The sequence below is a fragment of the Enterococcus sp. DIV0183 genome, assembly GCF_050541505.1.
GTDB lineage: Bacteria > Bacillota > Bacilli > Lactobacillales > Enterococcaceae > Enterococcus > Enterococcus faecalis.
In genome coordinates this window covers 1,398,817-1,424,766 of sequence record NZ_CP172932.1, presented here as the reverse complement: position 1 = coordinate 1,424,766, position 25,950 = coordinate 1,398,817, and the positions used below count along the sequence as shown (strand labels likewise).

Here is a 25,950-nt window from a genome sequence, read left to right as displayed (position 1 = left end):
ATAATCAATAGGAGTGTTGAAAATGCCCACTGATAAACTGGATGCTCAATTAACCCCAAGAATATTTTTTAACAAAGTGTTAGCTGGAACAGCTTCCGGCACCATTATCGCCTTAATTCCCAATGCTGTATTAGGAGCCATTTTAAAATATTTTGCAGAATACAAGATTATCGAAATGATTATTCATGCGGCGCAAATTTTCCAACTAGCCACCCCTTTAATTATTGGTGGACTGATTGCTTTTCAATTTGGCTTAACGCCACAAAAAATGATGATTGCTGGCGGTGCAGCATTTGCTGGCTCTGGCGTGATTAAATTTAATTCAGAAGTGAAAGGCTTTATTGGTGCAGGCACTGGTGACATCATTAATATTATGATTACCGCTTCTGTTGCAGTCTTACTTTTATTAGTCATCGATAAAAAATTCGGTTCAGTGGAAATCATTGCTTTACCGATCGTTGTTGGAGTAGGTGCAGGCTTGTTTGGCATGTTGATTTACCCATATGTGACACAGATCACGGTCGCCATTGGTAAAGTGATTAACAATTTTACTGATTTCCAGCCAATTATCATGAGTATTTTAATTGCTTGTTCATTTGCTGCACTGATTATTTCACCAATCACTACTGTGGCAATCGGTTTGGCGATTCAGTTGAATGGCTTGTCTGCAGGTGCTGCTGCAATGGGAATTGCAGCTACAACTGTTGTTCTTGTGATTAATTCTTGGAATGTCAACCAATCAGGAGTGACACTGGCTGTCTCTTTGGGCGGCATGAAAATGATGATGCCTAACTTATTTAAATACCCAATTATTTTAATTCCTTGTTTATTTACAGCGACTATTTCAGCAATTCCTGTGGTTCTATTCAACATTTCAGGAACCCCACAATCGGCTGGATTTGGCTTGGTTGGACTCGTGGGGCCACTTGCTTCGTTGGATGCGGGCTTAGGGATCTTACCCTTACTCTTTTCTTGGTTTGTTGTTCCAATTGTTGCGGGTTTATTCTCAAAATTCTTATTTGAAAAAGTGTTGAAACTTTATGATAGTAAAGTCGTCTTTGCTTATCAAGGCTAGATTATCCATTAATTTTCTTTAATGATTTGGATAAAATCTCTAACATCTTCTGTCATACTAAAATCGCGGCGCAAAGCAATGCCGATGGGGAAATAGTCAAACTTATCTTTTAAAGGAATCCATTTCAGTCCCTGACTTTTTCCCACTTCATAATATTCAATCGGCAGCAAACAAATCGAATTATTTTTTTGTAAACTATAAAGAAGTACTTGTAAATCATCGTTATGCAAAATGATATTCGGCTCATAACCGAAGCTCCGAGTCCGATCTAGTAGTAGGCGACCAATCATAAAATTATCACTTAACGATGAAAATCGTTGATCTTTCAAATCTTTAAAAGTTAATTTTTCATATTGGGAGAGAGGATTTGATTCTGGTACTACGACATAAACATGGTAGCCTTTGGTAGTCGTTTCTAAAGGTTCAATATGAATAATTTCAGGTAAGGTATTTGGGAAAGAAATTAGTCCCATATCAATTTCTTTATTTGCTAACATCGTTTGTAATTTTGGCGAGCCATCTTGCTGTAATATTAAATTCACATGTGGATGGGTTGTTAAAAATCGTGAAATTTCTTTCATAAATTGTACAGCAAATAAAGTAGTTAAGCCTAAACGCAATTGCTTTTTAACTGGTTTCTGGTTCATTTCACGAATATCTGTTACCAATTGATCGAATTGAAAAACAACTTCTTGGCCATGTTCATATAAATAAACACCTGTATCGGTTAATTGAAACGGTTGATCAGAATGATCAAACAACGCTGTGCCTAACTCAGATTCCATTTTTTTCAATGCTAAAGAAAGTGTTGGTTGGGTGACAAATAAATTGCGAGCGGCCGCCGATAAACTGCGGGTATTAACAATTTCAATGAAGTACTTTAAAAGCTGAATATTCATCAGAAACTCCCTTCCTTTTTAAAAGCGCTTACATAAATGCGCTTGGATAAAAAATAACAAATAGATCACTTATAATATAACATATGTTTTGCCTTTTTATTGCTATAAAAGTAAGAGATAGAGATTTTCTTAGCAGATTTTTACCTAAAAATAAAAAATTGAACGGAGGAAAAGAAATGAAGATTATTATCGCAGGTGCTGGCGCTATGGGCAGTCGCTTTGGACTAATGTTACATCAAGCAGGAAATGACGTTATTTTTGTTGATGGTTGGCCAGAACATATTGAAGCAATAAGAAAAAACGGGTTAGTTGCTGATTTTAATGGCGAAGTGATGACCGCTAAAATTCCTATTTATCCTCAGACAGAAGTAGCAAGCATCGATTTTACAGCAGACTTAGTTATCCTATTTACAAAAGCAATGCAACTGGCAGGAATGCTTGAAGCATTAGAACATTTCCTTAATAAAAATACGAAAGTTTTATGCTTGTTAAATGGAATTGGGCACGAAGATATTATCAAAAAATACGTGCCATACGAAAATATTTTATTAGGAAACACAATGTGGACCGCTGGGTTAGAAGGACCTGGCAAAGTAAAATTATTTGGCAATGGTTCGATTGATTTACAAAATTTAGGAGCGCAAAGTGAACAAGCAGCAGAAGCAGTCATTAAGGTATTAAATAACGCTGGCTTAAATGCACGTTATTCTGAGAATATTTTATCATCCATTTATAAGAAGGCCTGTGTGAATGGAACAATGAATGGTTTATGTACTTTGTTGGATTGTAATATGGCAGACTTTGGCGAAACAGAGCAAGCAGATCAAATTGTTCAACAAATAGTTAATGAATTTTTAGCAGTCGCTGAAGTGGAACAAGTTACGTTAGATAAACAAGCAGTTCTTCAACAAATCCGCTCGTGTTATAATCGAGAAACAATTGGTTTGCACCATCCATCGATGTATCAGGACTTAATAACCAATCATCGTTTAACCGAAATTGATTATATCAATGGAGCAATTGTTCGCAAAGGGAAAGTCTATGGGATTGCTACACCGTACTGTCAGTTTTTAACAGAGTTAATTCATTGTAAAGAAAATTTACTTCATGCTAAATAACAAGTAAAAACAGAAATATTCTTGAGTCGGTCTTGAGAAGAGCTTGACCTACTTCTTTCTATACTTTGCCAGTGTACAAGGCTGAGACAAAATCCAAAGTGAGTTTGGCTCAGCTTTTTTGTTTTTTAAAGAACACTACAGAAAATAAATCAAATCCGTGAAAAATATGTTAAACTAGAGAAGGTGTTTTTTCGCAAGAATCTACGCGGAACACAGGACTCGTTGAAGAATTGAATCAAAGAAACAATGTGTTAAAGAAGGGATTTGAACAGATTATGACCATTCAATGGTTTCCCGGCCATATGGCCAAAGCAAGAAGAGAAGTTTCTGAAAAAATCAAATATGTCGATATTGTATTTGAACTAGTTGATGCGCGGTTACCGCTTTCTTCCCGTAACCCAATGATGGACCAAATTGTCCAACAAAAACCACGATTAGTCCTTTTAAATAAAGGGGACTTAGCAGATAACGACCAAAATAAAAAATGGCAACATTACTTTCAAAAGAAAGGATACCAAACCCTAGTCATCAATGCCCAACAAAATAAAGGAATCAATAAAATTGTGCCAGCAGCCAAGGAAGCGTTAAAAGAAAAATTGGCTCGTGAACAGGCGAAAGGCTTGAAACCGCGTGCGATTCGCGCCATGTGTATTGGGATTCCCAACGTTGGTAAGTCAACCTTAATGAATCGTTTAGTCGGAAAAAAAATTGCGCAAACTGGGAACAAGCCAGGCGTGACAAAAGGACAACAATGGTTACGCTCTGGTTCCCAATTGGAATTACTGGATACACCAGGGATTCTCTGGCCAAAATTTGAAGATGAAGAAATTGGAAAAAAATTAGCTTTAACTGGCGCTATAAAAGATCAATTATTGCATCTAGATGATTTGGCGATTTATGGATTAGAATTTTTTGCACGTTTTTATCCGCAACGTTTGACGGAACGATATGGTTTAACAGAGGAAGAGCTATTTTTACCTGCCCCAGAACAATTGATGTTAATTAGCCAAAAACGTGGTTTTAGAGATGATTATAATCGAGCCAGCGAAATGATTATTTTAGAAATTCGCAGTGGAAAATTAGGTACGTATACTTTGGACCGCTGGGAAGAACTAGGAGACGAATAACATGGCAAAAGAGTCGATTCAGGCAATCAAAGAAGCGTTGTTAACTGTCACTGATGCAACCGATGAACGATTAGCAAGCTGGCGAGAAGATGAACGTTCAGGAGTGCAACAAGCGATCAAACAATGGGAACGTCGCCAGTTAGCCAAAGAAAAAGAGTGGCAACTTTTTAAAGAAATGAGTCAATTTGAGGAAGCGGCCTATAAAAAAGGCCATCGTTTAATTGCAGGAATTGATGAAGTAGGCCGCGGACCATTAGCTGGCCCTGTTGTGACAGCTGCAGTTATTTTACCGAAAGATTGTCAATTATTAGGTTTAAATGATTCAAAAAAACTATCTGCTAAAAAACGGGAAACGTTATATAACCAGATTCAAGAACAGGCTGTCGCTATCGGGTTAGGTATCGCTGATCAAGGAGTCATTGATCAAATTAATATTTATCAAGCAACTAAACAAGCGATGAAAATGGCAATTGACGATTTAGCTTTTGCACCAGATTATTTATTAATTGATGCAATGCAGTTAGACGTTCCCCAACCACAAGAAAGTTTGATTAAAGGGGATGCGCGCTCCATTTCGATTGCAGCAGCCAGTATTATTGCAAAAGTAACAAGAGATCGATTAATGGAAGAATATGATGAATTATATCCTGGATATGGATTTAAAAACAATGCAGGTTATGGAACAAAAGAACATCTTCTCGGGTTAGAAAAATACGGTGTAACACCCATTCATCGACGTACGTTTGCGCCAATAAAAGATATGATTTAAAAATAAAACACTTTTTTTACGTATTCTTATTTTAAGAAGATGTGAAAGAGGTGTTTTTTGTTGGAAATTTTACAACGACAATTATTATTTAAATTAGCGGTATGCCAAGGAATTGGCAATTTAGGGATCTTAAAAGTGTTACAAGAAGCTATCGCACAAAAGCGTGTTGATTTTTCCAGTACAGAAATTATTAGAATTGCTGAAATCAAGAAATATCGTGAATTATTTGAACAATCTTGGTTACACCATACGATTCATAGTGAAGCGTTATATATACGACAATGCCAACACCAATTTATGACAATTTTAGATGCCGTCTATCCTAAATTATTACGAGAAATTTATAATCCACCAGCAATTCTTTTTTATAGAGGAAATTTACAATTGTTAAGTAGAAGGAAAATTGGCATCGTCGGCGCTCGCTATGCCACTTCGTATGGGTTAAGAGTGACTGAAGCTCTGGTTCCTAAAATAGTCAAAGAAGGATTCACAATCGTCAGTGGTCTTGCCAAAGGCATTGATAGTCGTAGCCATGAGATGGCCATCCAGAACGGGGGTCAGACAATTGGAATTTTAGGCACTGGATTAGATGTATATTATCCGTATGAAAAGAAAGAATTACAGCAAACTATGAAGCAGAATCAGCTTGTTTTAACAGAATATGTGAATGGGAGTGGGCCGAAAAAATATCATTTTCCTGCACGTAATCGCATTATTGCTGGATTATCTTTAGGGGTCTGCGTGATGGAAGCTCGTAAGAATAGTGGCTCTTTAATTACTGCACAAGCGGCGATGGATTACGGGCGCGAGGTATTTGCCGTACCGGGAAGTATTTTCCAGTCTTTTTCAACAGGCTGCCATGAATTAATTCAGGACGGCGCTAAATGTGTTCAGACAATTGATGATATTTGTGAAGAATTGTGACTTTTACTAATTGTGAATTGACAACCTACGTTCACTTCGGTACTATTTAATCAGATTTTAATCTTTTGGTTGGTAGTTAGGAGTGTCTAAATGGAAACGGTTGTTAGAAAAAGATGGTTGTTTGGTATGCAGCTACTGGGCTTTTTGATTTTGGATCAAATTCCTTTGATGATGGTCTCAGTTGTTCAATTTTCTACAGAAAATTTTTGGTTTCGCTTTGTTAGTGGATTAGTGGCTGTTGGACTTGGTGCCTATTTCGTCTATCTATTTGTTGCTTTTTTGAAAAAGAAAAAGCTCATAACTTGGACTTTTTTAGGAATCAAAGAAACCTTGCCAGTGGTCTTGTTAGGTTTGGTGATAATCTTTTGTGTGGGAATATTTGGTGATTTCTTATTACGTCTGGAAGGATTAGAGACGACCTCTAACCAACAAAGTGTTGAAGAAATTGTCCAATCTATTCCTAAAGGGCTTATACTTATTTTTGCAGGTGTGATTGGGCCAATTTTCGAAGAGGGAATTTTTCGTGTCGGGATTCAAGCGTTTTTCAAGCCAGCTTCAAAAATAGGCATACTCGTTTCTTCTATTTTATTTGCACTTGTGCACACGCCCACAGATATAGGTAGTTTTATTATTTATTGGGGCATGGGTTTAGCGTTAAGTTGGGTCTATCTACGCACGGGTCGCTTTGAAGCTGCTGTCTTGACTCATTTTATTTGGAATGTTTTGGGTATTTTAATGCTTTAGGATAAAATCTATAAATCATAGGCATTTTTTATTTATAAATTCGGACAGTCAAACAGAAATGACAGAAATGTTAGAAAGCCTAGTCTTGACAAACCTGTTCTATATAGCATATGATGTATTACGATTTGTGCGTTTTTTACATATATTATATAGTAGGAAAGCGAACGCGAAAGGAGCTAATTGAATGGCCTATAAGTATCTCGTGATTGTAGAATCACCTGCCAAAGCCAAAACAATTGAAAAATATCTAGGAAGAAACTACAAGGTGGTTGCCAGTGTTGGTCACATTCGCGATTTACCAAAAAGTAAAATGGGGATTGATATTGAAAATAATTATGAACCTCATTATATTTCGATTCGCGGAAAAGGCGATGTCATCAAAAGTTTAAAAGCGGCTGCAAAAAAAGCTGAAAAAGTCTATCTCGCAGCCGATCCGGACCGAGAAGGTGAAGCAATTGCTTGGCATTTAGCTTATCTTCTTGGCCTTGATTTAAAAGATAAAAACCGTGTGGTATTCAATGAGATCACTAAAGAAGCGGTAAAAGCGGCATTTAAAGAACCTAGAACCATCAACGTTGATTTAGTTGATGCACAACAAGCACGGCGCATTTTAGACCGTTTAGTTGGATACTCGATTAGTCCTATTTTATGGCGTAAAGTAAAAAAAGGTTTGAGTGCTGGTCGTGTGCAATCTGTTGCTTTAAAAATGATTATTGATCGAGAAAATGAAATTCGAGAATTTAAACCTGAAGAATATTGGAGCATTGATGGGAATTTCCAAAAAGGTCGCAAGAAATTCAAAGCAAATTTCTGGGGCGTAGATGGTAAAAAGAAAAAATTACCAAATGCAGAAGCGGTGAAAGAAATCACTTCTCGAATTGACGGTAAAGATTACGATGTTACAAAAGTTGAGAAAAAAGAACGGAAACGTAATCCTGCATTACCTTTTACAACCAGTAGTTTACAACAAGAAGCGGCACGTAAATTAAATTTCCGTACCCGTAAAACCATGATGGTTGCGCAACAATTGTATGAGGGAATTGCTTTAGGTAAACAAGGCACTGTGGGGCTGATTACCTACATGCGTACAGACTCAACCAGAATTGCCGATTCTGCCAAAGCAGAAGCTGCTGAATTCATTGAAAAGACCTACGGAGATGAGTTCTCAGCACATGGCGGCCGCAAAGCAAAAAATACGCAAGGTGCACAAGATGCCCATGAAGCGGTTCGTCCGTCAAGCGTTTTAAGAACACCTGATGAAATGAAGAAGTATTTAGATAAAGATCAATTAAAATTATATACTCTTATTTGGTCGCGCTTTGTTGCTAGTCAAATGACACCAGCGATTTTAGATACCATGAAGGTCACGCTTCAACAAAACGGCGTAACGTTTATTGCCAATGGCTCCAAAGTGAAATTTAAAGGGTTTATGCAAGTATATGTTGAAGGACGCGATGATGGTAAAGAAGACAAGGAAAATATTTTACCTGAATTAGTGGAAGGTGACGTTGTTAAATCGGTCGATATCGAACCGAAACAACACTTTACTCAACCACCGGCTCGTTTTAGTGAAGCCACGTTAATCCGGACTTTAGAAGAAAATGGTGTGGGCCGACCATCAACGTATGCGCCAACATTAGAAACCATTCAACGGCGTTATTACGTGAAGCTAACCAATAAACGGTTTGAACCAACGGAATTAGGTGAAATTGTGAATTCCCTAGTTTCAGAGTTTTTCCCACAAATTGTCGATACACATTTTACAGCGACAATGGAAACGGACTTAGATAAAGTCGGTGAAGGCCAAGAAAAATGGGTTGAAGTTGTCGATCGTTTCTACAAGCCCTTCGAAAAAGAATTAAAAAATGCCGAAGAAAAGATTGAAAAAATCCAAATTAAAGATGAACCAGCAGGCTTTGACTGCGAACTATGTGGACATCCAATGGTGATTAAACTGGGTCGCTACGGAAAATTTTATGCATGTAGTAATTTCCCAGATTGTCGGAATACAAAAGCGATCGTTAAAGAAATTGGCGTGACGTGTCCTGTGTGTCACGAAGGACAAGTTATCGAACGCAAATCAAAGAAAAATCGGATTTTCTATGGCTGTAGTCGGTACCCAGAGTGTGACTTCACTTCTTGGGACAAACCAGTAGGCCGACCATGTCCAAAATGTGGGCAATATTTAGTAGAGAAAAAAGTTAAAGGCGGCAAACAAGTCGTTTGTATCAATGGCGATTATGAAGAAAACGTCCAAAAATAAGAAAAATTGAGACCGAAGAATTTACTTCGGTCTTCTCTTTTAGTAAAATGAATTGAGTTTGTAAGAGACAGCTCTTAACTTCTTGACATAGAAAGGAATTTTTATACATGACAAAAAAAGTCACAATTATTGGTGCCGGTTTAGCCGGAAGTGAAGCGGCATGGCAAGTGGCCAATGCTGGGGTACCAGTTGATTTATATGAAATGCGCCCTGTCAAAAAGACACCAGCGCATCAAACAGAAAATTTTGCAGAGTTAGTTTGTTCTAATTCATTACGTGGAAATAGTTTAACCAATGCGGTAGGTGTTTTGAAAGAAGAAATGCGCCGTTTAAATTCAATCATTATTGGTAGTGCAGATCAAACCGCCGTACCAGCTGGCGGTGCCTTAGCAGTTGACCGTGATTCTTTTTCTGAAACAATCACTGAAAAAATTAAAAGTCATCCATTAATTACAATCAAAAATGAAGAGATCACTGATATTCCGGAAGGGATTGTAATTATTGCAACGGGGCCCTTAACCTCTGAAAGCTTATCTCAAAAAATTCAAGAATTTAATGGTTCTGAAGGCTTTTATTTTTACGATGCAGCAGCACCAATTATTGATAAATCAACAATTGACATGGATAAAGTTTATTTAAAATCTCGTTATAACAAGGGGGAAGCGGCTTACTTAAATTGTCCGATGACTGAAGAAGAGTTCAATGCTTTTCATGAAGCACTAGTCAATGCAGAAGTGGTTCCTTTACGCACGTTTGAAAAAGAGAAGTTTTTCGAAGGCTGTATGCCCATCGAAGTAATGGCGCAACGTGGCATTAAAACCATGTTGTTTGGCCCAATGAAACCTGTCGGACTAGAAGACCCTAAAACAGGTAAACGCCCTTATGCTGTAATTCAATTACGTCAAGACAATGCTGCAGCTTCTTTATACAATATTGTTGGTTTCCAAACGCATTTAAAATGGGGTGAACAAAAACGAGTATTCCGTATGATTCCGGGATTAGAAAATGCTGAATTTGTTCGCTATGGCGTCATGCACCGTAATAGTTTTATGAATTCTCCAGAGTTGCTAAAACCAACCTACCAATCAAAAAAACGTGACGATCTGTTTTTTGCTGGACAAATGACTGGTGTTGAAGGATATGTTGAAAGCGCGGCAAGTGGTTTACTCGCAGGTATTAACGCAGCTCGTCTTGCCAAAGGGGAAGAGCCGATTGAATTCCCTCGCGAAACGACTTTAGGAAGTATGGCTTATTATATTACACATGCAGAAGGCAAACATTTCCAACCAATGAATGCAAACTTTGGGCTTTTCCCAGAGTTACCTGAACGAATTCGTGACAAAAAAGAACGCTATGAAGCAATTGCTAATCGGGCCTTAGATGTCCAAGCTCAAGTTATCCAATCTTTAGACTAAATTAGAAAAAATATGAGAAAAGACTGAGCATCATTGCTAAGAAATGCGATGATACTCAGTCTTTTAATTTTTAGAAAAAAATAACAAAAGCTAAAGAATAGTTAAAATTGTGAACATATTTAGAAATATTGATTAAATTCTGACAACTTAATTGTCTTTTGAAAAAGGTTATGCTAAAGTTACTTTGTAATCGAATGAGGAGGGCTATCACATGGAAGAAAAGAATTGGCCTGAGTTATTTGCTCGTTATCTTATTGTCGAAAGAGGCTATTCAGAAAAAACAAAAAAAGCATATCAAGAAGATATACAACATTTTTTTTCGTTTTTAAAGACTTCAGGTAATGACAATTATTTGACTGTGGAACATTTGGATGTTCGGGCTTATTTGAGCGAATTATACGATCAGGAATATAGCCGTAATTCGATTAGTCGAAAAATTGCCAGTTTGCGTTCTTTTTATCAATTCTTATTAAAAAATGAAGCAATCCAAGAAAATCCTTTTTCCTATGTTCATATGAAAAAGAAACAGTTACGGTTGCCCCGTTTTTTTTATGAAAAAGAAATGGATGCATTATTTGAGAGCGCACAAGGGGAGCAACCGCTTGATTTGAGAAATCAAGCATTACTAGAAGTTCTGTATGGGACTGGTATTCGGGTCAGTGAATGTGCGAACTTAACGGTGGACGCAGTTGACTTTCAAGCTTCTGTTTTATTGGTTCACGGAAAAGGAAATAAAGACCGTTATGTGCCTTTTGGTTCATTTGCACAAGACGCCTTAAAGGATTACTTAGAGAATGGCCGCGCGCTATTAATGACAAAATATCAAAAAAAACATCCGTATGTCTTTGTTAATCATCATGGTGAACAAATCACGCCAACAGGGATTGAATATGTCTTAAACCAACTAATTAAAAAAAGTTCATTAAATGCGGAAATTCATCCCCACATGTTACGCCATACATTTGCGACACACTTATTAAATAATGGCGCCGATATGCGGACAGTTCAAGAATTATTAGGACATGCTAATTTATCAACAACTCAGATATATGCGCATGTGACAAAAGAAAGTTTACAAAAAAATTATCGAACGTTTCATCCTCGTGCATAATGGAGGTAAACGTCTAGGAGGAACAATAATGGTTGAATCACAATTTCACTCTACAACAATTTGTGCAGTCGAAAAAGATGGAAAATTTGCAATGGCTGGTGATGGTCAAGTAACAATGGGCGAATCTGTCGTTATGAAAGGTACGGCCAAAAAAGTGCGCCGTATTTACAATGATGAAGTCGTTGTCGGTTTTGCAGGAAGTGTGGCAGATGCCTTTACATTAGAAGAAAAGTTTGAAGGAAAATTAAATGAATACAACGGAAACTTAACGAGAGCTGCGGTTGAGTTAGCCCAAGAGTGGCGTACACAACAGTCTATGCAAAAATTAGAAGCTATGCTGATTGTGATGAATAAGGAAGAAATGCTCTTAGTTTCAGGAACTGGGGAAGTCATCACACCAGACGATGGTATTTTAGCAATTGGTTCAGGCGGTAATTTTGCTTTGTCCGCTGCAAGAGCCATGAAAAACTTTGGCGATAAAGAAATGCCAGCGAAAGAGATTGCTAAAAATGCCTTAAATATTGCTGCAGATATCTGTGTATTTACGAATCATAATATCATTGTAGAAGAATTATAAGCGAGGGAAAATCCATGAATGAATTAAACAAAACACCAAAAGAAATAGTCAAAGAACTAGATCAATATATTGTTGGACAGCAAGCTGCCAAAAAATCAGTGGCGGTAGCTTTACGTAACCGCTATCGTCGCTTGCAATTAGAAGAAAATATGCAACAAGATATTACGCCTAAAAACTTACTAATGATTGGACCAACAGGTGTTGGTAAAACTGAGATTGCTCGTCGTCTCGCAAAAATTGTCAATGCGCCTTTTGTAAAAGTTGAAGCAACCAAATTTACAGAAGTAGGCTATGTCGGTCGGGATGTCGAATCAATGGTTCGGGATTTAGTAGAAAATGCGATCCAAATTGTTGAAAAACAACAATACAGTCGCGTGTATGCGCAAGCGTTAAAAAAGGCCAATCAACGTTTAGTCAAAGTATTAGTGCCTGGAATTAAAAAAGAACAAAAACAGGCTGGCGGTAATCAATTTGAACAAATGATGAACATGTTTAACATGGCTCAGCAACAGCAAGAAGGACAAGAAGAAGTAACGGAAGATATTCGAACGAATCGCCGAACAATTTTGGAACAGCTGGAAAAAGGTCTATTAGATAATCGTGAAGTAACAATTGAAATTGAAGAACCGAAGAAAACGATGCCAGCTATGAACAATGGCCTAGAACAAATGGGTATCGACTTAAATGAAACGTTAGGCGCTCTGTCACCAAAGAAAAAAATCGAACGTACTGTAACGGTGAAAGAAGCACAAGAATTATTAGTGAAAGAAGAATCAGCAAAAATTGTCAATGACGCTGATATCCATAGTGAAGCTATTCGTTTAGCTGAATCAAGCGGAATTATTTTTATCGATGAGATTGATAAAATCACCTCTAAAAGTCAACAAAATTCGGGCGAAGTCTCTCGTGAAGGAGTACAAAGAGACATTTTGCCGATTGTTGAAGGCTCTCAAGTTAACACGAAGTATGGTCCTTTACAAACGGATCACATTTTATTTATCGCTTCAGGTGCTTTCCACTTGTCAAAACCAAGTGACTTGATTCCAGAATTACAAGGCCGCTTCCCAATTCGAGTTGAATTAGATGATTTAACGGCGGATGACTTCGTAAGTATCTTAACTGAGCCAAACAATGCTTTAATTAAACAATATGTAGCATTAATTGGCACAGAAAATGTTTCAGTCATCTTTACAAAAGAAGCAATTGAACGGTTAGCACACATCGCTTATGATGTAAACCGTGATACAGATAATATTGGGGCGCGTCGTTTACACACAATTTTAGAACGTTTATTAGAAGATTTATTATATGAAGCACCAGATATGCAAATGGGTGAAATTACGATTACCGAAGCATATGTCAATGAAAAATTGAATGACATTGTTCAAAATGAAGATTTAAGTCGTTACATCTTATAAAAAAGGCTGGAGGAGAAAAGATGGCTACATTATTAGAAAAAACACGTCAAGTGAACGAGCTTTTGCAAAAAAACAATCTGTTTGACGTACAAGCAGAACTTCCGTACAACAAAATGGCAATGATTTTAGGGGATATTTTAGAAAGTAATGCGTATATTATTAGCAGTTCAGGGGATTTGTTGGGGTATACTGAAAAATTAGATGTTAATAATGCCCGTATCAAAAATATGTTTAAAGAGAAAAAATTTCCTCAAGGATACACCGAGGCCGTGGATATGCTCAAAGTAACCGAAGCCAATATTCCAATAGATAGTGATTTAACTGCATTTCCTTTTGAATCACGAGAGCTGTATCCGTTTGGGTTAACCACTATTGTGCCTTTGTACGGTGCTGGCAAACGCTTGGGTACGATTATTTTAGCGCGTGTTGAAAAATCCTTTAACGAGGATGATTTAGTGTTAGCTGAATATAGTGCGACCGTTGTCGGCATGCAAATTTTGTATCATCAATCCAGAACAATTGAAGCAGAAGTTCGCAGTGCGACTGCCGTGCAAATGGCCATCAACACTCTTTCCTATAGTGAATTAAAAGCCGTCCATGCCATTTTTGAAGCCTTAGATGGCGAAGAAGGTCGTTTAACTGCTTCAAGTATTGCAGATGAAATAGGCATTACTCGTTCCGTAATTGTGAATGCCTTAAGAAAATTAGAATCAGCTGGAATTATTGAATCACGTTCTCTTGGTATGAAAGGGACTTATTTAAAAGTATTAAATCAACAATTTATTAAAGAGTTGGAAAAATAAGCAATTGCTCGTATCAACTAGGAGGACAACGCAATGACTGTACAAATTGAAAATGAATTTCTAATCGCAACATTTGCTGAAGAAGGAGCAGAATTAGTAAGTTTACAATCAAAAGAAACCGGCATTGAATATATTTGGCAAGGAAATCCTGAATTTTGGGCCCGCCATGCGCCCGTACTTTTTCCGATTGTTGGTCGTCTAAAAGAAGATACGTATATGTACCAAAATCAAGCGTATCATTTAACTCAACATGGTTTTGCTCGTGATCAAGTATTTGATGTGATTGAAAAAGGTGGAGAAGAAGTTTCTTTTTCACTAAAATCAACAAAAGAAACCAAGAAGAAGTATCCTTTTGATTTTGAACTAGTGATTACTTATACATTAGAACACCAAGAATTGACTGTAAACTACCAAGTAGAAAATACAGGGAAAGAAGAGATGTATTTTGGGATTGGTGGTCATCCAGCCTTTAATGTACCTTTAGAATCTTCACTAACGTTTGAAGATTATTATCTAAGTTTTTCACCTAAAAAATCACGGACACAAATTCCCTTAGCAGGCCCGTTTATTGATTTAGCGAATAAAACGCTAGCCCAAACGAATACCAGCTTTGACTTAACGCATCAATTATTTGAAAATGATGCAATGATTTTTGAAACAAAAGGTCAAACAGCAATTACGATTGCCACAGACGAAAGTGACCATCAAGTCACTTTGAGTTATCCAGAAATGCCTTTTGTGGGGATTTGGTCACCGACACCGAAAGAAGCGCCTTTTGTCTGTATCGAACCTTGGTGCGGGATTGCTGATGCTGTCGACGCAACTGGCCAACTTGCTGAAAAATTTGGCATCAATAAGTTACCAGCTAACGAACTATTTAAAACACAGTATATGATTAGTGTAAAATAAAGAAAAAGGCTGTGAACATTATTTGTTCACAGCCTTTTTCTTTATTTTTTTGCACGTAAGCCAAAAGAAAGGCGACTTTCTGTTCCATTTTTAATTCGCTGAATGTTTTCACGATGACGGACAAAGATAAAAGTAGTCAAAGCAATCGCAATCACGGTTAATAACCAGTTAAATGTTGGTAAAATAGCTGGGACAGTGAAAGGCAAAATAATAGTAGAAAGTGTAATTAGTACAGCGCTAATCATACTTGTTAAACTCACCATACTGGTTAGATACAGACAAATCACAAAAATAAGAGCAGAATAAATAAAAAATGTGGGGCTGTATGCTAATAACATGCCAGCGCTAGTGGCTACGGCTTTACCACCTTTGAAATTGGCAAAAATAGGGAAGGTATGCCCTAAAACAGCTGCTACCCCAAAGAAGAGCGGATTCACGCCTTGTAAACCAAACAAATAGGGTAATGAAGTGGCTAAAGTTCCTTTCAAGATATCCATTAATAATACCGTAATTCCGGCAGGTTTCCCTAAGACACGAAATGTATTGGTTGTTCCTGTATTCCCACTCCCAAATTGGCGTATATCTTTTTTAAAGAAAAGTTTACCAATCCAAACACCTGAGGGAATCGAACCTAATAAATAGGCAACAAGTAACAAAATGACGATTTTCATCAAGTTAACCTCTTTCTTATTCAAACTAGGATTTATTTTATCATGAATAGAAAAACGGAACAACGTCTAATAACTAAAACAAGAAAAGTTTTTCTTTTGCTTGAGGAAGCGTTGACAAATGGCTGATAACCGTTATAATAAATGTGTGTCATTAGACAAAGACGTCTAATCACTGGTTTGAAAATTAGTTATCAACGAAGATACAATATATATGTACTTATGAAGTGTCAGGGAAAGAGGTGCGAATCCTCTACAGACCTACCTACTGTATGGTGGATGAAACCAATAAGACCACAGATTATTCTGGAAGGATTGGGAGTAAGAAGAAGCTAAGTCAGGATACCGGCTTGATAAGTCTAATCATTCTTTTGTAGGAAAAAGAAGGGGCTTTGAAGATAACTGGCTGAGTATATCATTAGCATAGTTAAGTGACTGCTTTTTTTCTATTGGAGAAAAAAGTGGTTTTTTTGTATTGTTTTGACGTTGAGACAAAGGAGGTTCATTTCAGAAAATTTTCCCCAAAATAAAATAGACGAATGCGAGGATGAAAAAATGAAAAAATTTACTTTAACAATGATGACTTTAGGTTTAGTAGCAACACTTGGCTTAGCAGGGTGTGGTAAACAGGAAAAGAAAGCAACTACCTCTTCTGAAAAAACAGAAGTAACGTTACCAACCAAAGACCGTAGCGGCAAAGAAATTACTTTACCCAAAGAAGCAACCAAAATTATTTCCCTAGTGCCATCAACAACAGAAGTGATTGAAGACTTAGGTAAAACCGACCAATTAATCGCAGTTGATACTCAAAGTAGCACAATGATGACTGATTTAAAAAAATTACCACAAATGGATATGATGGCTGTCGATGCAGAAAAATTGATTGCCTTGAAACCACAAATTGTTTATGTGAATGACATCAATTTAGCTAGCTCAGAAAGTGTTTGGAAACAAGTGGAAGATGCTGGAATTACAGTCGTTAATATCCCCACTAGTACAAGCATCAAAGCAATCAAAGAAGACGTCCAATTCATCGCGGATAGCTTATCTGAACATGAAAAAGGACAAAAGTTAATCAAAACAATGGATCAAGAAATCGACGAAGTAGCCAAAATTGGGAAAACTATTAAAAAACCAAAAACTGTTTTGTTTGAAGTGGCTGCCTTACCAGACATTTATAGTTTTGGTAATGGGACATTTTTAAATGAAATGATTGAAACAATTGGGGCAAAAAATGTTTTGGCAAATGAAAAAGGCTGGTTACCAGTGACAGAAGAAGCGGCCATTGCTGCAAAACCAGAAGTCATTTTAACCAATGTTAACTATATGAAAGATCCCGCCAAAGAAATTTTAGCTCGTAAAAACTGGGAAAGCGTTCCAGCAGTTCAAAACAAAGAAGTTTTCGAAATTGATAACATGTCTAGCTCTTTACCAAATAACCACATTACCAAAGCATTAAAACAAATGGCAAAAGCTGTTTATCCAGAGGAATACAAGGATTTAAAAGATGAGTAAAAAAACGTGTCTCATACTGATGCTCTTGATCAGTATGAGCATGCTCTTTTTGGGTATTAAAATTGGAAGTGTTCAGATTTCGTTAACGGATTTGCTTCAAATTTTAGTGAAAAAGACGGTTTCAGAAGACGGGATTTTAGAGGGAATCATCTGGAATGTTCGGTTACCGCGTGTCGTGATGGCCTATCTCGTGGGCGCAGGCTTAGCAGTAAGTGGCACGGTGATGCAATCGCTCTTAGGTAATCCTTTAGCTTCTTCGTATACTTTGGGCGTATCAGCGGGAGCATCCTTAGGCGCTGCGTTAATCATGGTAACTGGAGTAACTGCTTCGATCTTAGGGGCATTTTTATTGCCTTTAACTGGTTTTATCTTTGGCTTAGCAACGGTCTTTTTAGTTTTGTTATTTACGCAAACAATGGATAGTCAAATGTCCAATCAAACAGTTGTTTTAGTGGGAATGATTATGACCTTGTTTGTCGGTGCTATTTTGACGTTGATTACAGCACTTTTCCAAGATTATTTGAAACAATTAGTCTTTTGGCAAATGGGTAGTTTTTCTGGCAGTAATTGGCAAAAAATTGCTATTTATTGTCCAATCTTGCTTGTCAGTAGTCTGTTTCTTTGGTTTGATGCCAACGCATTGGATGTTCTAGGTTTAGGAGAAGAACATGCGATGTTAGCGGGAGTAGAAGTCAAAACAGCAAAACTACGCATTATTCTTTTGGCTAGTTTACTAGCAGGAAGTGCGGTTTCATTTGTCGGTGTGATTGGTTTTGTTGATTTAATAGCACCACATATTGTCCGTCGCTATCTAGGGGCGACTCATCGCTGGCTGATTCCCGGTTCAGCAATCTTAGGTGGGACCATCATGGTAATAGGGGACACAATTGCCCGCACGATTTTATCACCAAGAGAAATTCCCATCGGGGCCGTAACAGCCTTGATTGGAGCGCCATTCTTCTTGTATATTTACTTTAAAAAAAGGGGTGTTGCTGCATGATTGAATTAAAAGAAACAGCTGTAACGCTCCAACAAACCCCCATTTTAAAAGATATTTCCCTCGTTTTTCCGACAGGTAGTAAAACTTGTATTTTAGGTCCAAATGGTTGCGGTAAAACGACACTTTTAAAAACGATTGCCGGACTTGTCCCTTATAGTGGTTCTGTTTTAATTGATGGTCAAGAAGTTCATGGACAAAAGCGGAAGGAATTGGCAACGAAAGTAGCGATGATGAGTCAATTCACGACAGTTGCTTTTGATTATACGGTTTACGAAACAGTTTTGATGGGGGCGTATCGACAACAAGCACAACGTTTTTTACCGATTGTTTCTAAACAAGAAAAAGAACGAGTCCTTTATTATTTAGAACGCACGGGTTTATTGCCTTTAAAAGATAAAGTTGTCAATCAGCTTTCAGGAGGACAACAACAACGAGTATTTTTGGCTAAATTATTTGTACAAGATCCAGAAATTATTTTATTGGATGAACCCAATAATCATTTGGATATTCGGTATCAACAAGAATTGATTCAGCAGTTAAATGAGTGGAGTGCGCAAGAAGGGAAAACGTTAATCGGGGTGTTTCATGATATCCGTTTAGCGTTAACGCTAAGTGAAAAAATTGTGTTTATGAAGCAAGGGAAAGTGGCCGCGCAAGGTGATTTTCAAACGTTGGCTTCCAAAGAATTTTTACAAACAATTTTTGAAACAGATATTGTCTCCTATTTTCAGAAACAACATAAAGTTTGGGAAACTATTCAATAATTTTGACAAGTTTTTTGGAAACAGGTAAGATAAAGGCAAAGAATCAGAAACACAATGGCGTGTTTTAACAAATCGGCAAAGGAGCCCAAGACTAAGTACGTGATGGTACTTGCTTTGGGCTCCTTTTTTATGGAGGTAGCGATGAAACGAATCATTTTAATGGGAGCTATCGGTTGTGGCAAAACCACGTTATGTCAAGCTCTGCAAGGCAAAGAATTAATTTATGATAAAACACAGGCGGTGGAATTTCATACAGAAATGATTGATACACCAGGCGAGTTTATTTTGCATCGACAATATTATAATGCGTTAAACGTCACAGCGGCAGAAGCAGATGTGATCGGTTTGGTTCAAAGTGCTGTAGAAACACAACAAGTTTTTTCACCAGGATTTGGTAGTATTTTCCCGAAAGAAATCATTGGTATTTTAACCAAGATTGATTTAGCACAAGATTCTCAGCAGTTAGATATTGTTCGGCAACAATTAAAAAGTGCGGGTGCAACAAGAATTTTTGAAATTTCTTCTGTTGAAAAAATTGGCTTGCAAGAATTAGTAGATTATTTAGAGGAGGATGAAGCAGAATGAAAATTTATACAAAAACTGGCGATAAGGGAATGACGAAATTAGTCGGCAGCTCAACCGTCGCTAAGGATTCTGATCGAGTTGAAAGTTATGGAACGATTGATGAATTGAATTCTTGGGTCGGCTATATTATCAGCCAACTTCCACAAGAAAATCAAGAAATTAAAGAAGAACTAGAAGCTTTACAACATTTACTTTTTGATGCGGGAACAGATTTGTCAACACCGATTGAAGCACAACGACCATTTAAATTACAAAAGGAAAGTGTGCATTGGCTAGAACAGCGGATTGATTTCTACACTGCACAATCACCAGATATTGATCGTTTTATTTTACCTGGCGGAACCTCAGCAGCCAGTATGGTTCATGTGGCTCGGACGATTGCACGGCGCGCAGAACGCATCATTGTTCGTTTAAATTGGACAGCCAAAATTAACGAAGAGGTATTAATTTTTACCAATCGTTTATCAGATTATTTTTATGCGTTGGCTCGCTATTTAAATGTTCAAGCACAACGACCTGATGTTTTTTATGAACGAAGCGAAAAGGTTTTCCATAAAATTAAAGAAGATGGATTGTAAACAGTTGCTTTTCTAAAAAACTTATGGTAAATTTCAGATAGATTAAACGAATATTTTATGAAAAATATGAATGGAAGCCAGTGAGAATCTGGCACGGTCCCGCCACTGTGAAGAAGCAAGGTTGCTTTTAAGTCAGGTCTTTTCATTTTTTCATTATTGGGCATGCTGTTTCGAGGCAAAACAGGATGTTTCTTAACAACGCTTGTGTTGAAAATCCAGCCCAAGATATTTGTATTAATCCAATTAATGGCACGAGGAAGTGCTTTTGGGAATTTTGGGCTGGTCTTTCAATGTTGAAGGAGATTTCAGGTACAATGACGTACTGCTATATTCCCTTTTTTTATTGACAATTAATTAAAGGCGTTGTACTCTATGGATAAGGTTTCGTGTACAATGGCGTATACATAAGGAAGCAAAGACGCTTCAGACAGATGATTTTTCGTTTGTTTGAAGTGTCTTTTTGTATTTTATTAAGGAGGAATTGAGATGAAAACAATTCATTTCCCTACCGAACTATGGGTAGGAGAAGGCGCATTAGCCAATTTGGAAACACTTCATGATAGACGTGTTTTCATTGTCACAGATCCATTCATGGTTGACTCTGGATTTGTGAATGAAGTGACAAAGCATTTAACAAAAAGTGAATGGCAAATTTTTAGTGATATCATCCCCGATCCACCAATTGATAAGATTGCTGCGGGAATTAAGCATTTAGCGACATTTCAAGGAGATACGATATTAGCTTTAGGTGGGGGATCCGCTATTGATGCGGCCAAAGCAATGAAATTTTTTGGCAAACGTACTTTGCAAACTCAGATTGCTGAGTTTATTGCGGTTCCTACAACTAGTGGAACTGGTTCAGAAGTTACGAATTTTTCAGTGATTACGGTTGCTGAAACTGGCACCAAAATCCCGCTTGTAACGGATGAAATTCAACCAGAAATTGCGATTTTAGATACAAATTTAGTGATGAGTGTCCCACCAAAAATCACAGCGGATACAGGAATGGACGTCTTAACGCATGTTATTGAAGCGTATGTTTCAACAGAAGCAAATCCGATTTCAGATGCGTTGTGCGAAAAAGTCGTTCGCTTAGTATTCGACAATTTAGAAATAGCCTTTAATGAGGGTAGCAACCAACAAGCCCGTGAAAATATGCATTTAGCTTCATGTATGGCAGGGATGGCGTTTAATGTTACTTCGTTAGGCTTGAATCACGGTATTGCTCATGCGGCCGGTGCACGTTTACATGTGCCACATGGACGAATGAATGCAATGCTCTTACCTGAAGTCATTGCATATAACAGTGGCTTAGCGAATGGCAAAGTCACCAACGAACCAACAGCTAAACGTTATGCGCAGTTAGCAAATTGTCTAAATGATACACAGACAACCAATGCACGGATTGGTGTTCAACAATTTATTCGACAAATCAAGCAACTCCGTCAAAAATTAAACATGCCTGCCACTTTTAGTGACTATGGTTTACCAAAAGAAGAAGTCCAGGCTGCAATCCCAAAAATAGCTGAAGGCGCATTGATGGATGGCTGCACCAAAACAAATCCTGTCCAACCAACAGCAGCAGAAGTGACAAAAATTTTAAATTCTATCTTATAAGCGATTGACAGGATGAAATCGATAACATATAATGTGGGTAGCACAACGGCGTGCTTCAAAATTTAAGAGCAAAGAAGCTCCTTAGTAGAAAGCGAAAGTGGAACCTTTACGTTTTTTATTGAGGATTTTTTATTTGCTAAATTAAAGGAGCGAGTCTGGTTGGAAGAAAAACAACGAATGATTCAAGAATATGTTCCTGGGAAACAAGTAACGTTAGCGCACATCATTGCTAGTCCTAATAAAGAAATTTATACAAAATTAGGATTGCCAGAAGGCACCAGCAATGCACTAGGTATTTTGACAATCACTCCGAGCGAAGCGGCAATTATCGCTGTTGATATTGCGACTAAAAGCGGAGATATCCAAATCGGTTTTATTGATCGTTTTTCTGGATCGGTAGTCATTTCTGGTGACGTAAGCTCAGTGGAAGCAGCCTTACAAGCGGTGATTGAAGGTTTACAACAGATTTTAAACTTTTCTGTAACTTGTAAAATTACCAGAACATAGCGTTGAAAGGACAAGGGCGTGAAGAAAATGGATGGACGAATTGTAATAGTCGATGATGAACCTATTACGAGACTCGATATTCGTGATATTGTGATAGAAGCAGGGTACGAAGTAGTCGGTGAAGCAGCTGATGGTTTTGAAGCAATTGAAGTATGTAAAAAAACACAACCTGACCTAGTATTAATGGACATTCAAATGCCAATTTTAGATGGTCTAAAAGCAGGTAAAAAAATTGTTCAAGACCAACTAGCCAGTAGTATTGTCTTTTTATCTGCATACAGTGACGTACAAAATACGGACAAGGCTAAAAAATTAGGCGCACTGGGTTATTTAGTTAAACCTCTAGACGAAAAATCATTAATACCTACAATTGAAATGAGCATTGAACGAGGCAAACAAACGCAGCTGTTACTAAGTCAAATCGATAAATTAAGTTTAAAATTAGAAGAACGTAAAATTATCGAAAAAGCCAAAGGTATTCTTGTAAAAGAAAATCATATATCGGAAGAAGAAGCCTACCAAATGTTGCGTACGTTAAGTATGAACAAACGCGCACGTATGAGTGAAATTGCAGAATTGATTGTAATGGATGATGAATAAATGAAACGATTAGAGCAATTATGTCACCAATATACCAATCTTTCAGAATCAGACATTAAAGAATTACAACGTACAGCACGTTATCTTTCTTCGACGACACTCTATCAAAGTGCAGATGTTTTTATTGATGTGTATAAGGAAATGTCACAGCAAGCACTAGTCGTTTATCATAAGCCGCCTGCGAAGACAACTTCTTTATATAGTGGAGATGTCGTCGGGATGGAAGCTTTATTAAAAAATGAACCTGGTGTTCTGCGTACCATGCAAACTAGCTTAAATAGCATTGGTTTGTTAGCAGTGACTCAGGAAAATCGTTTGATTAAGCAAAATATCTATCCCATTCGCAATGAACATCGAACGATTGGTGTCATTATTGTCGAGATTGCGGCAGATGAAGAGATTCAAGCGGACTTACAAAAAGAGGAGCTAAATAACTGCCAGTTAGCAAAAGTAGCGAAATCAACTAGTCAAGTCGACGCATTATTTATTGATCAATTGGCAGAAGCCGTTTTGATTTTTGATGCGGCGGGTCACTTATTAATTACCAATCACAATGCACAAGAGCTTTATCGCAAACTTGGTTATCGGGATAATATCATTGGAATGAGTTATGACAATTTGTCCATCGATTATACAACTTTTGAATATGTGTTGTATCAAATGAAATATAAAATGAGTAATCAACCAATTGAAAGCAAAACGACCTACCTTAATTATTATTTTAAGGTTCGGAAAGTGTGGTTGGCATCAGAAGAACAACTGATTATGATTATTCAAGACAATACAGAATTTAAAGAAAAAGAAGCGGAAATTATTTCCAAATCTGTTGCGATTCGTGAAATTCATCATCGTGTTAAAAATAACTTGCAATCGGTGGTTTCCTTATTGCGTATTCAAGAACGGCGAACGCAAAGCCCCGAAGCAAAGAAAGTCCTTCATGAAAGTGTCAATCGAATTATGGCGATTGCAGCCACCCATGAATTGCTGTCAAAACAAGTCAAAGATGACGTTGCTTTACGGCAAACATTGGAAGCAGTGATGTATAATTTTAGACATCTTTTTCAAGGCGCACAACCCATTGAGATGATGATGGATGTTGATCCAGCCATTATGGTTTCTAGCGAACAAATGGTTACCATTTCCCTTGTTGTCAACGAACTATTACAAAACATTTTTGATCATGCATTTGAGCCACAAACAAGTGGCGTTGTTAAACTTAGTGGAACATTAGATAATAAAATGATTACCATTACTGTTACAGATAATGGTAAAGGCTATGATGTTCATCAAAGTAACGAGACCAGTTTAGGTTTGATGATTGTCAAAAGCTACGTAAAAGATAAACTAAAAGGAAAAATTACAATTGAATCCAATAAACAGGGAACTAAAACCTGTTTCTATTTCGAACAGAACACCAGTGATGTTGTTCATTGATTAAGCAAAGGCGCTTAAAGAAAAGTAGAAAGAAATTTTCTAACGATTCTTTAAGTGCCTTTTTGTATGCAAAAGGAGGCGAGTCAGGCGATGTCGAAGGAAACACTTTTAACCGTAGGAATTGATTTAGGGACGTCTACAACCCAATTAGTCTTGTCAGAATTAACTGTTGAAAATTTTGCCTCTGCGTTTACAGTACCACGTATCAGCATTTCTGATAAAAAAGTCATTTATCGAAGTGACATTATCTTTACACCCTTACTTAACCAATCAGAAATTGATGCAGAACCTATCAAAGCGTTTGTAGCGGAGCAATATCGCCAAGCAGGCATTCATAAACAAGATATTCAAATGGGTGCGGTAATTATCACAGGTGAAACTGCTCGAAAAAGCAATGCCAACAATGTGCTACGAGCACTTAGTGGCTATGCAGGTGATTTTGTCGTTGCTACGGCTGGTCCTGATTTAGAAAGTATCATTGCCGGGAAAGGCGCTGGTGCTCAAACTTATTCTGAAACGAAACGCAAACCAATGGTTAATTTAGACATTGGTGGTGGAACGACAAATTTAGCTGTCTTTAAAGATGGCGAAGTGATTGACACGGCTTGTTTTGACATTGGCGGACGCTTAATTAAATTAGATCAACAACAAAAAATCACCTATATAGCTCCGAAGATTCAAGAAATTATAAATAAAAAAGGGCTAACCTTGCACCTTGGTGACCAAGCCACCGAACAAAACTTACTGCCAATTATTTCGGAATTAGTTGCCGTGTTAGAAAATAGCATTGGTTTGGGGACACAAAGTCCGTTCTACCAGTTATTAGTAACCAACCATCCACTACGAAAAGGTGAGGAATTACCAATTGTAACATTTTCTGGTGGTGTGGCTGATTGCTTAAATACGACAAGTACGAATCTCTTTAAATATGGGGACATCGGCTTACTTTTAGGGAAATACTTGAGAAAGTCACTGATTTTTTCGGAAAAAGAAGTCTTAGAAAGCGCAGAAACAATCCGAGCGACGGTCGTCGGAGCAGGTTCACACACTGCTGAAATTAGCGGAAGCACGATCGCTTATCGTGAGCAAATTTTGCCGGTAAAAAATATCCCAATTCTAAAATTAGCGCAAGAGGATGAAACCCTTACTGTGACAGAATTAGGCCAGCGAATCCAAGAAAAACTCAATTGGCATCGTATTGAAGAAACACCCCAGATAGCCCTAGCAATTAGAGGCATGAGCAATCCAACATTTGCTGATATTCAACGCTATGGTCAAGGGATTGTGGAAGGATTAGCTAGTTTAGTTGCTGAACAAATTCCCATTATTGTTATGGTGGATGAAGACATGGCGAAAGCTTTAGGGCATGCCTTAAGTGCCCATCTGCCAAAAGACTATCCGTTTATCTGTCTTGATTCGGTCAAAGTAGAAAACGGTGATTATGTAGATATCGGTTTACCAGTGGCAGAAGGAGCCGTCCTTCCAGTCATTGTTAAGACCTTAGTATTTAATTAAAAAGGAGCGACACAA

25 protein-coding genes and 2 riboswitches are annotated in these 25,950 nt (G+C 37.5%); of the genes, 23 read left to right on the top strand and 2 right to left on the bottom strand.

Features of this window, described 5'->3' with window-relative positions:
* Positions 1 to 22 precede the first annotated feature (22 nt).
* Positions 23 to 1,075: a PTS sugar transporter subunit IIC gene (locus IGK72_RS07020; RefSeq protein ID WP_002384478.1), complete on the top strand. Its 1,053-nt coding sequence runs from the start codon at positions 23 to 25 to the stop codon at positions 1,073 to 1,075.
* Between the two features lie 8 nt (positions 1,076 to 1,083).
* On the opposite strand, the gene IGK72_RS07015 is transcribed toward IGK72_RS07020, so the two are convergent.
* Positions 1,084 to 1,974 carry a LysR family transcriptional regulator gene (locus tag IGK72_RS07015; protein ID WP_002357478.1) on the bottom strand — a complete coding sequence of 297 codons (891 nt, stop codon included), beginning with the start codon at positions 1,972 to 1,974 and terminating at the stop codon, positions 1,084 to 1,086.
* Positions 1,975 to 2,150: 176 nt separating this feature from the next.
* Between IGK72_RS07015 and IGK72_RS07010 the strand changes: the two genes are divergently transcribed.
* The 12 genes from IGK72_RS07010 to IGK72_RS06955 all read left to right on the top strand — a co-directional run bounded on the left by IGK72_RS07010 (position 2,151) and on the right by IGK72_RS06955 (position 15,152).
* Positions 2,151 to 3,092, top strand: coding sequence for a 2-dehydropantoate 2-reductase (locus IGK72_RS07010; protein ID WP_002371106.1), 942 nt, complete (start codon positions 2,151 to 2,153; stop codon positions 3,090 to 3,092).
* 275 nt (positions 3,093 to 3,367) lie between these two features.
* Positions 3,368 to 4,219: a ribosome biogenesis GTPase YlqF gene (gene ylqF / locus IGK72_RS07005; protein WP_002357480.1), complete on the top strand. Its 852-nt coding sequence runs from the start codon at positions 3,368 to 3,370 to the stop codon at positions 4,217 to 4,219.
* 1 nt (position 4,220) lies between these two features.
* Entirely contained in the window at positions 4,221 to 4,988 is a 768-nt protein-coding gene (locus IGK72_RS07000; RefSeq protein ID WP_002357481.1) for a ribonuclease HII, read from the top strand.
* 60 nt (positions 4,989 to 5,048) lie between these two features.
* A complete protein-coding gene (dprA, locus tag IGK72_RS06995) occupies positions 5,049 to 5,912 on the top strand; it encodes a DNA-processing protein DprA (protein ID WP_002382350.1) in 864 nt (287 codons plus the stop codon).
* A gap of 90 nt (positions 5,913 to 6,002) precedes the next feature.
* A complete protein-coding gene (locus tag IGK72_RS06990) occupies positions 6,003 to 6,656 on the top strand; it encodes a CPBP family intramembrane glutamic endopeptidase (RefSeq protein WP_002396303.1) in 654 nt (217 codons plus the stop codon).
* Positions 6,657 to 6,840: 184 nt separating this feature from the next.
* Positions 6,841 to 8,919 carry a type I DNA topoisomerase gene (gene topA, locus IGK72_RS06985; RefSeq protein ID WP_016616347.1) on the top strand — a complete coding sequence of 693 codons (2,079 nt, stop codon included), beginning with the start codon at positions 6,841 to 6,843 and terminating at the stop codon, positions 8,917 to 8,919.
* Positions 8,920 to 9,026: 107 nt separating this feature from the next.
* The gene (gene trmFO, locus IGK72_RS06980; protein ID WP_002357486.1) at positions 9,027 to 10,334 is read left to right on the top strand and encodes an FADH(2)-oxidizing methylenetetrahydrofolate--tRNA-(uracil(54)-C(5))-methyltransferase TrmFO; all 1,308 of its coding nucleotides are present in this window, start codon (positions 9,027 to 9,029) and stop codon (positions 10,332 to 10,334) included.
* A 211-nt stretch (positions 10,335 to 10,545) separates the two neighbouring features.
* The gene (xerC, locus tag IGK72_RS06975; protein ID WP_002357488.1) at positions 10,546 to 11,445 is read left to right on the top strand and encodes a tyrosine recombinase XerC; all 900 of its coding nucleotides are present in this window, start codon (positions 10,546 to 10,548) and stop codon (positions 11,443 to 11,445) included.
* Between the two features lie 28 nt (positions 11,446 to 11,473).
* Positions 11,474 to 12,022, top strand: coding sequence for an HslVU peptidase proteolytic subunit (hslV, locus tag IGK72_RS06970; protein WP_002357489.1), 549 nt, complete (start codon positions 11,474 to 11,476; stop codon positions 12,020 to 12,022).
* A gap of 14 nt (positions 12,023 to 12,036) precedes the next feature.
* Positions 12,037 to 13,440 carry an ATP-dependent protease ATPase subunit HslU gene (gene hslU / locus IGK72_RS06965; RefSeq protein WP_165548455.1) on the top strand — a complete coding sequence of 468 codons (1,404 nt, stop codon included), beginning with the start codon at positions 12,037 to 12,039 and terminating at the stop codon, positions 13,438 to 13,440.
* 20 nt (positions 13,441 to 13,460) lie between these two features.
* A complete protein-coding gene (codY, locus tag IGK72_RS06960; protein WP_002357492.1) occupies positions 13,461 to 14,243 on the top strand; it encodes a GTP-sensing pleiotropic transcriptional regulator CodY in 783 nt (260 codons plus the stop codon).
* Positions 14,244 to 14,276: 33 nt separating this feature from the next.
* Entirely contained in the window at positions 14,277 to 15,152 is an 876-nt protein-coding gene (locus tag IGK72_RS06955; protein ID WP_002363997.1) for an aldose 1-epimerase family protein, read from the top strand.
* Between the two features lie 41 nt (positions 15,153 to 15,193).
* Here the strand turns inward: IGK72_RS06955 and plsY are convergent, their stop codons facing one another.
* A complete protein-coding gene (gene plsY / locus IGK72_RS06950) occupies positions 15,194 to 15,823 on the bottom strand; it encodes a glycerol-3-phosphate 1-O-acyltransferase PlsY (RefSeq protein WP_002360243.1) in 630 nt (209 codons plus the stop codon).
* A gap of 205 nt (positions 15,824 to 16,028) precedes the next feature.
* Positions 16,029 to 16,188: riboswitch (cobalamin riboswitch) on the top strand.
* Positions 16,189 to 16,306: 118 nt separating this feature from the next.
* On the opposite strand from plsY, the gene IGK72_RS06945 reads away from it, so the two are divergent.
* The 10 genes from IGK72_RS06945 to eutA all read left to right on the top strand — a co-directional run bounded on the left by IGK72_RS06945 (position 16,307) and on the right by eutA (position 25,935).
* Entirely contained in the window at positions 16,307 to 17,335 is a 1,029-nt protein-coding gene (locus IGK72_RS06945; protein WP_002382345.1) for an ABC transporter substrate-binding protein, read from the top strand.
* Positions 17,328 to 18,335: a FecCD family ABC transporter permease gene (locus IGK72_RS06940; protein WP_002361862.1), complete on the top strand. Its 1,008-nt coding sequence runs from the start codon at positions 17,328 to 17,330 to the stop codon at positions 18,333 to 18,335. The genes IGK72_RS06945 and IGK72_RS06940 overlap by 8 nt, the downstream gene beginning before the upstream one ends.
* Positions 18,332 to 19,099 carry an ABC transporter ATP-binding protein gene (locus IGK72_RS06935; protein ID WP_002365688.1) on the top strand — a complete coding sequence of 256 codons (768 nt, stop codon included), beginning with the start codon at positions 18,332 to 18,334 and terminating at the stop codon, positions 19,097 to 19,099. Before IGK72_RS06940 ends, IGK72_RS06935 begins: the two co-directional genes overlap by 4 nt.
* Positions 19,100 to 19,240: 141 nt before the next feature.
* Positions 19,241 to 19,684, top strand: coding sequence for a EutP/PduV family microcompartment system protein (locus IGK72_RS06930; RefSeq protein WP_002365687.1), 444 nt, complete (start codon positions 19,241 to 19,243; stop codon positions 19,682 to 19,684).
* Positions 19,681 to 20,262, top strand: coding sequence for a cob(I)yrinic acid a,c-diamide adenosyltransferase (locus IGK72_RS06925; RefSeq protein WP_002408470.1), 582 nt, complete (start codon positions 19,681 to 19,683; stop codon positions 20,260 to 20,262). Before IGK72_RS06930 ends, IGK72_RS06925 begins: the two co-directional genes overlap by 4 nt.
* A 44-nt stretch (positions 20,263 to 20,306) precedes the next feature.
* Positions 20,307 to 20,456: riboswitch (adenosylcobalamin (AdoCbl) riboswitch) on the top strand.
* 292 nt (positions 20,457 to 20,748) lie between these two features.
* Complete coding sequence (locus tag IGK72_RS06920) at positions 20,749 to 21,879, top strand: 1-propanol dehydrogenase PduQ (RefSeq protein ID WP_002382342.1); 1,131 nt, start codon at positions 20,749 to 20,751, stop codon at positions 21,877 to 21,879.
* A 159-nt stretch (positions 21,880 to 22,038) separates the two neighbouring features.
* The gene (gene eutS, locus IGK72_RS06915; protein WP_002345864.1) at positions 22,039 to 22,386 is read left to right on the top strand and encodes an ethanolamine utilization microcompartment protein EutS; all 348 of its coding nucleotides are present in this window, start codon (positions 22,039 to 22,041) and stop codon (positions 22,384 to 22,386) included.
* A 27-nt stretch (positions 22,387 to 22,413) separates the two neighbouring features.
* Positions 22,414 to 22,986 carry an ANTAR domain-containing response regulator gene (locus IGK72_RS06910; RefSeq protein ID WP_002384488.1) on the top strand — a complete coding sequence of 191 codons (573 nt, stop codon included), beginning with the start codon at positions 22,414 to 22,416 and terminating at the stop codon, positions 22,984 to 22,986.
* On the top strand, positions 22,987 to 24,420 hold the full coding sequence (locus IGK72_RS06905) for a sensor histidine kinase (RefSeq protein WP_002357504.1): 1,434 nt from the start codon (positions 22,987 to 22,989) through the stop codon (positions 24,418 to 24,420).
* A 66-nt stretch (positions 24,421 to 24,486) separates the two neighbouring features.
* Positions 24,487 to 25,935 (top strand): ethanolamine ammonia-lyase reactivating factor EutA, encoded by a 1,449-nt coding sequence (eutA, locus tag IGK72_RS06900; RefSeq protein WP_165548453.1) that lies wholly within the window; start codon positions 24,487 to 24,489, stop codon positions 25,933 to 25,935.
* The last annotated feature ends 15 nt before the right edge of the window (positions 25,936 to 25,950 follow it).

Excerpts from the sequence above, each read along its gene's own strand:
- IGK72_RS06930 (WP_002365687.1), top strand. The coding sequence starts at position 19,241 with ATGAAACGAATCATTTTAATGGGAGCTATCGGTTGTGGCAAAACCACG.
- trmFO (WP_002357486.1), top strand. The coding sequence starts at position 9,027 with ATGACAAAAAAAGTCACAATTATTGGTGCCGGTTTAGCCGGAAGTGAA.
- IGK72_RS06940 (WP_002361862.1), top strand. The coding sequence starts at position 17,328 with ATGAGTAAAAAAACGTGTCTCATACTGATGCTCTTGATCAGTATGAGC.
- topA (WP_016616347.1), top strand. The coding sequence starts at position 6,841 with ATGGCCTATAAGTATCTCGTGATTGTAGAATCACCTGCCAAAGCCAAA.
- hslV (WP_002357489.1), top strand. The coding sequence starts at position 11,474 with ATGGTTGAATCACAATTTCACTCTACAACAATTTGTGCAGTCGAAAAA.
- IGK72_RS06925 (WP_002408470.1), top strand. The coding sequence starts at position 19,681 with ATGAAAATTTATACAAAAACTGGCGATAAGGGAATGACGAAATTAGTC.
- IGK72_RS06910 (WP_002384488.1), top strand. The coding sequence starts at position 22,414 with ATGGATGGACGAATTGTAATAGTCGATGATGAACCTATTACGAGACTC.
- IGK72_RS07020 (WP_002384478.1), top strand. The coding sequence starts at position 23 with ATGCCCACTGATAAACTGGATGCTCAATTAACCCCAAGAATATTTTTT.
- IGK72_RS07000 (WP_002357481.1), top strand. The coding sequence starts at position 4,221 with ATGGCAAAAGAGTCGATTCAGGCAATCAAAGAAGCGTTGTTAACTGTC.
- IGK72_RS06920 (WP_002382342.1), top strand. The coding sequence starts at position 20,749 with ATGAAAACAATTCATTTCCCTACCGAACTATGGGTAGGAGAAGGCGCA.
- eutA (WP_165548453.1), top strand. The coding sequence starts at position 24,487 with ATGCAAAAGGAGGCGAGTCAGGCGATGTCGAAGGAAACACTTTTAACC.
- IGK72_RS07010 (WP_002371106.1), top strand. The coding sequence starts at position 2,151 with ATGAAGATTATTATCGCAGGTGCTGGCGCTATGGGCAGTCGCTTTGGA.
- codY (WP_002357492.1), top strand. The coding sequence starts at position 13,461 with ATGGCTACATTATTAGAAAAAACACGTCAAGTGAACGAGCTTTTGCAA.
- plsY (WP_002360243.1), bottom strand. The coding sequence starts at position 15,823 with ATGAAAATCGTCATTTTGTTACTTGTTGCCTATTTATTAGGTTCGATT.
- IGK72_RS06990 (WP_002396303.1), top strand. The coding sequence starts at position 6,003 with ATGGAAACGGTTGTTAGAAAAAGATGGTTGTTTGGTATGCAGCTACTG.
- IGK72_RS07015 (WP_002357478.1), bottom strand. The coding sequence starts at position 1,974 with ATGAATATTCAGCTTTTAAAGTACTTCATTGAAATTGTTAATACCCGC.
- IGK72_RS06905 (WP_002357504.1), top strand. The coding sequence starts at position 22,987 with ATGAAACGATTAGAGCAATTATGTCACCAATATACCAATCTTTCAGAA.
- IGK72_RS06935 (WP_002365688.1), top strand. The coding sequence starts at position 18,332 with ATGATTGAATTAAAAGAAACAGCTGTAACGCTCCAACAAACCCCCATT.
- ylqF (WP_002357480.1), top strand. The coding sequence starts at position 3,368 with ATGACCATTCAATGGTTTCCCGGCCATATGGCCAAAGCAAGAAGAGAA.
- IGK72_RS06955 (WP_002363997.1), top strand. The coding sequence starts at position 14,277 with ATGACTGTACAAATTGAAAATGAATTTCTAATCGCAACATTTGCTGAA.
- xerC (WP_002357488.1), top strand. The coding sequence starts at position 10,546 with ATGGAAGAAAAGAATTGGCCTGAGTTATTTGCTCGTTATCTTATTGTC.
- hslU (WP_165548455.1), top strand. The coding sequence starts at position 12,037 with ATGAATGAATTAAACAAAACACCAAAAGAAATAGTCAAAGAACTAGAT.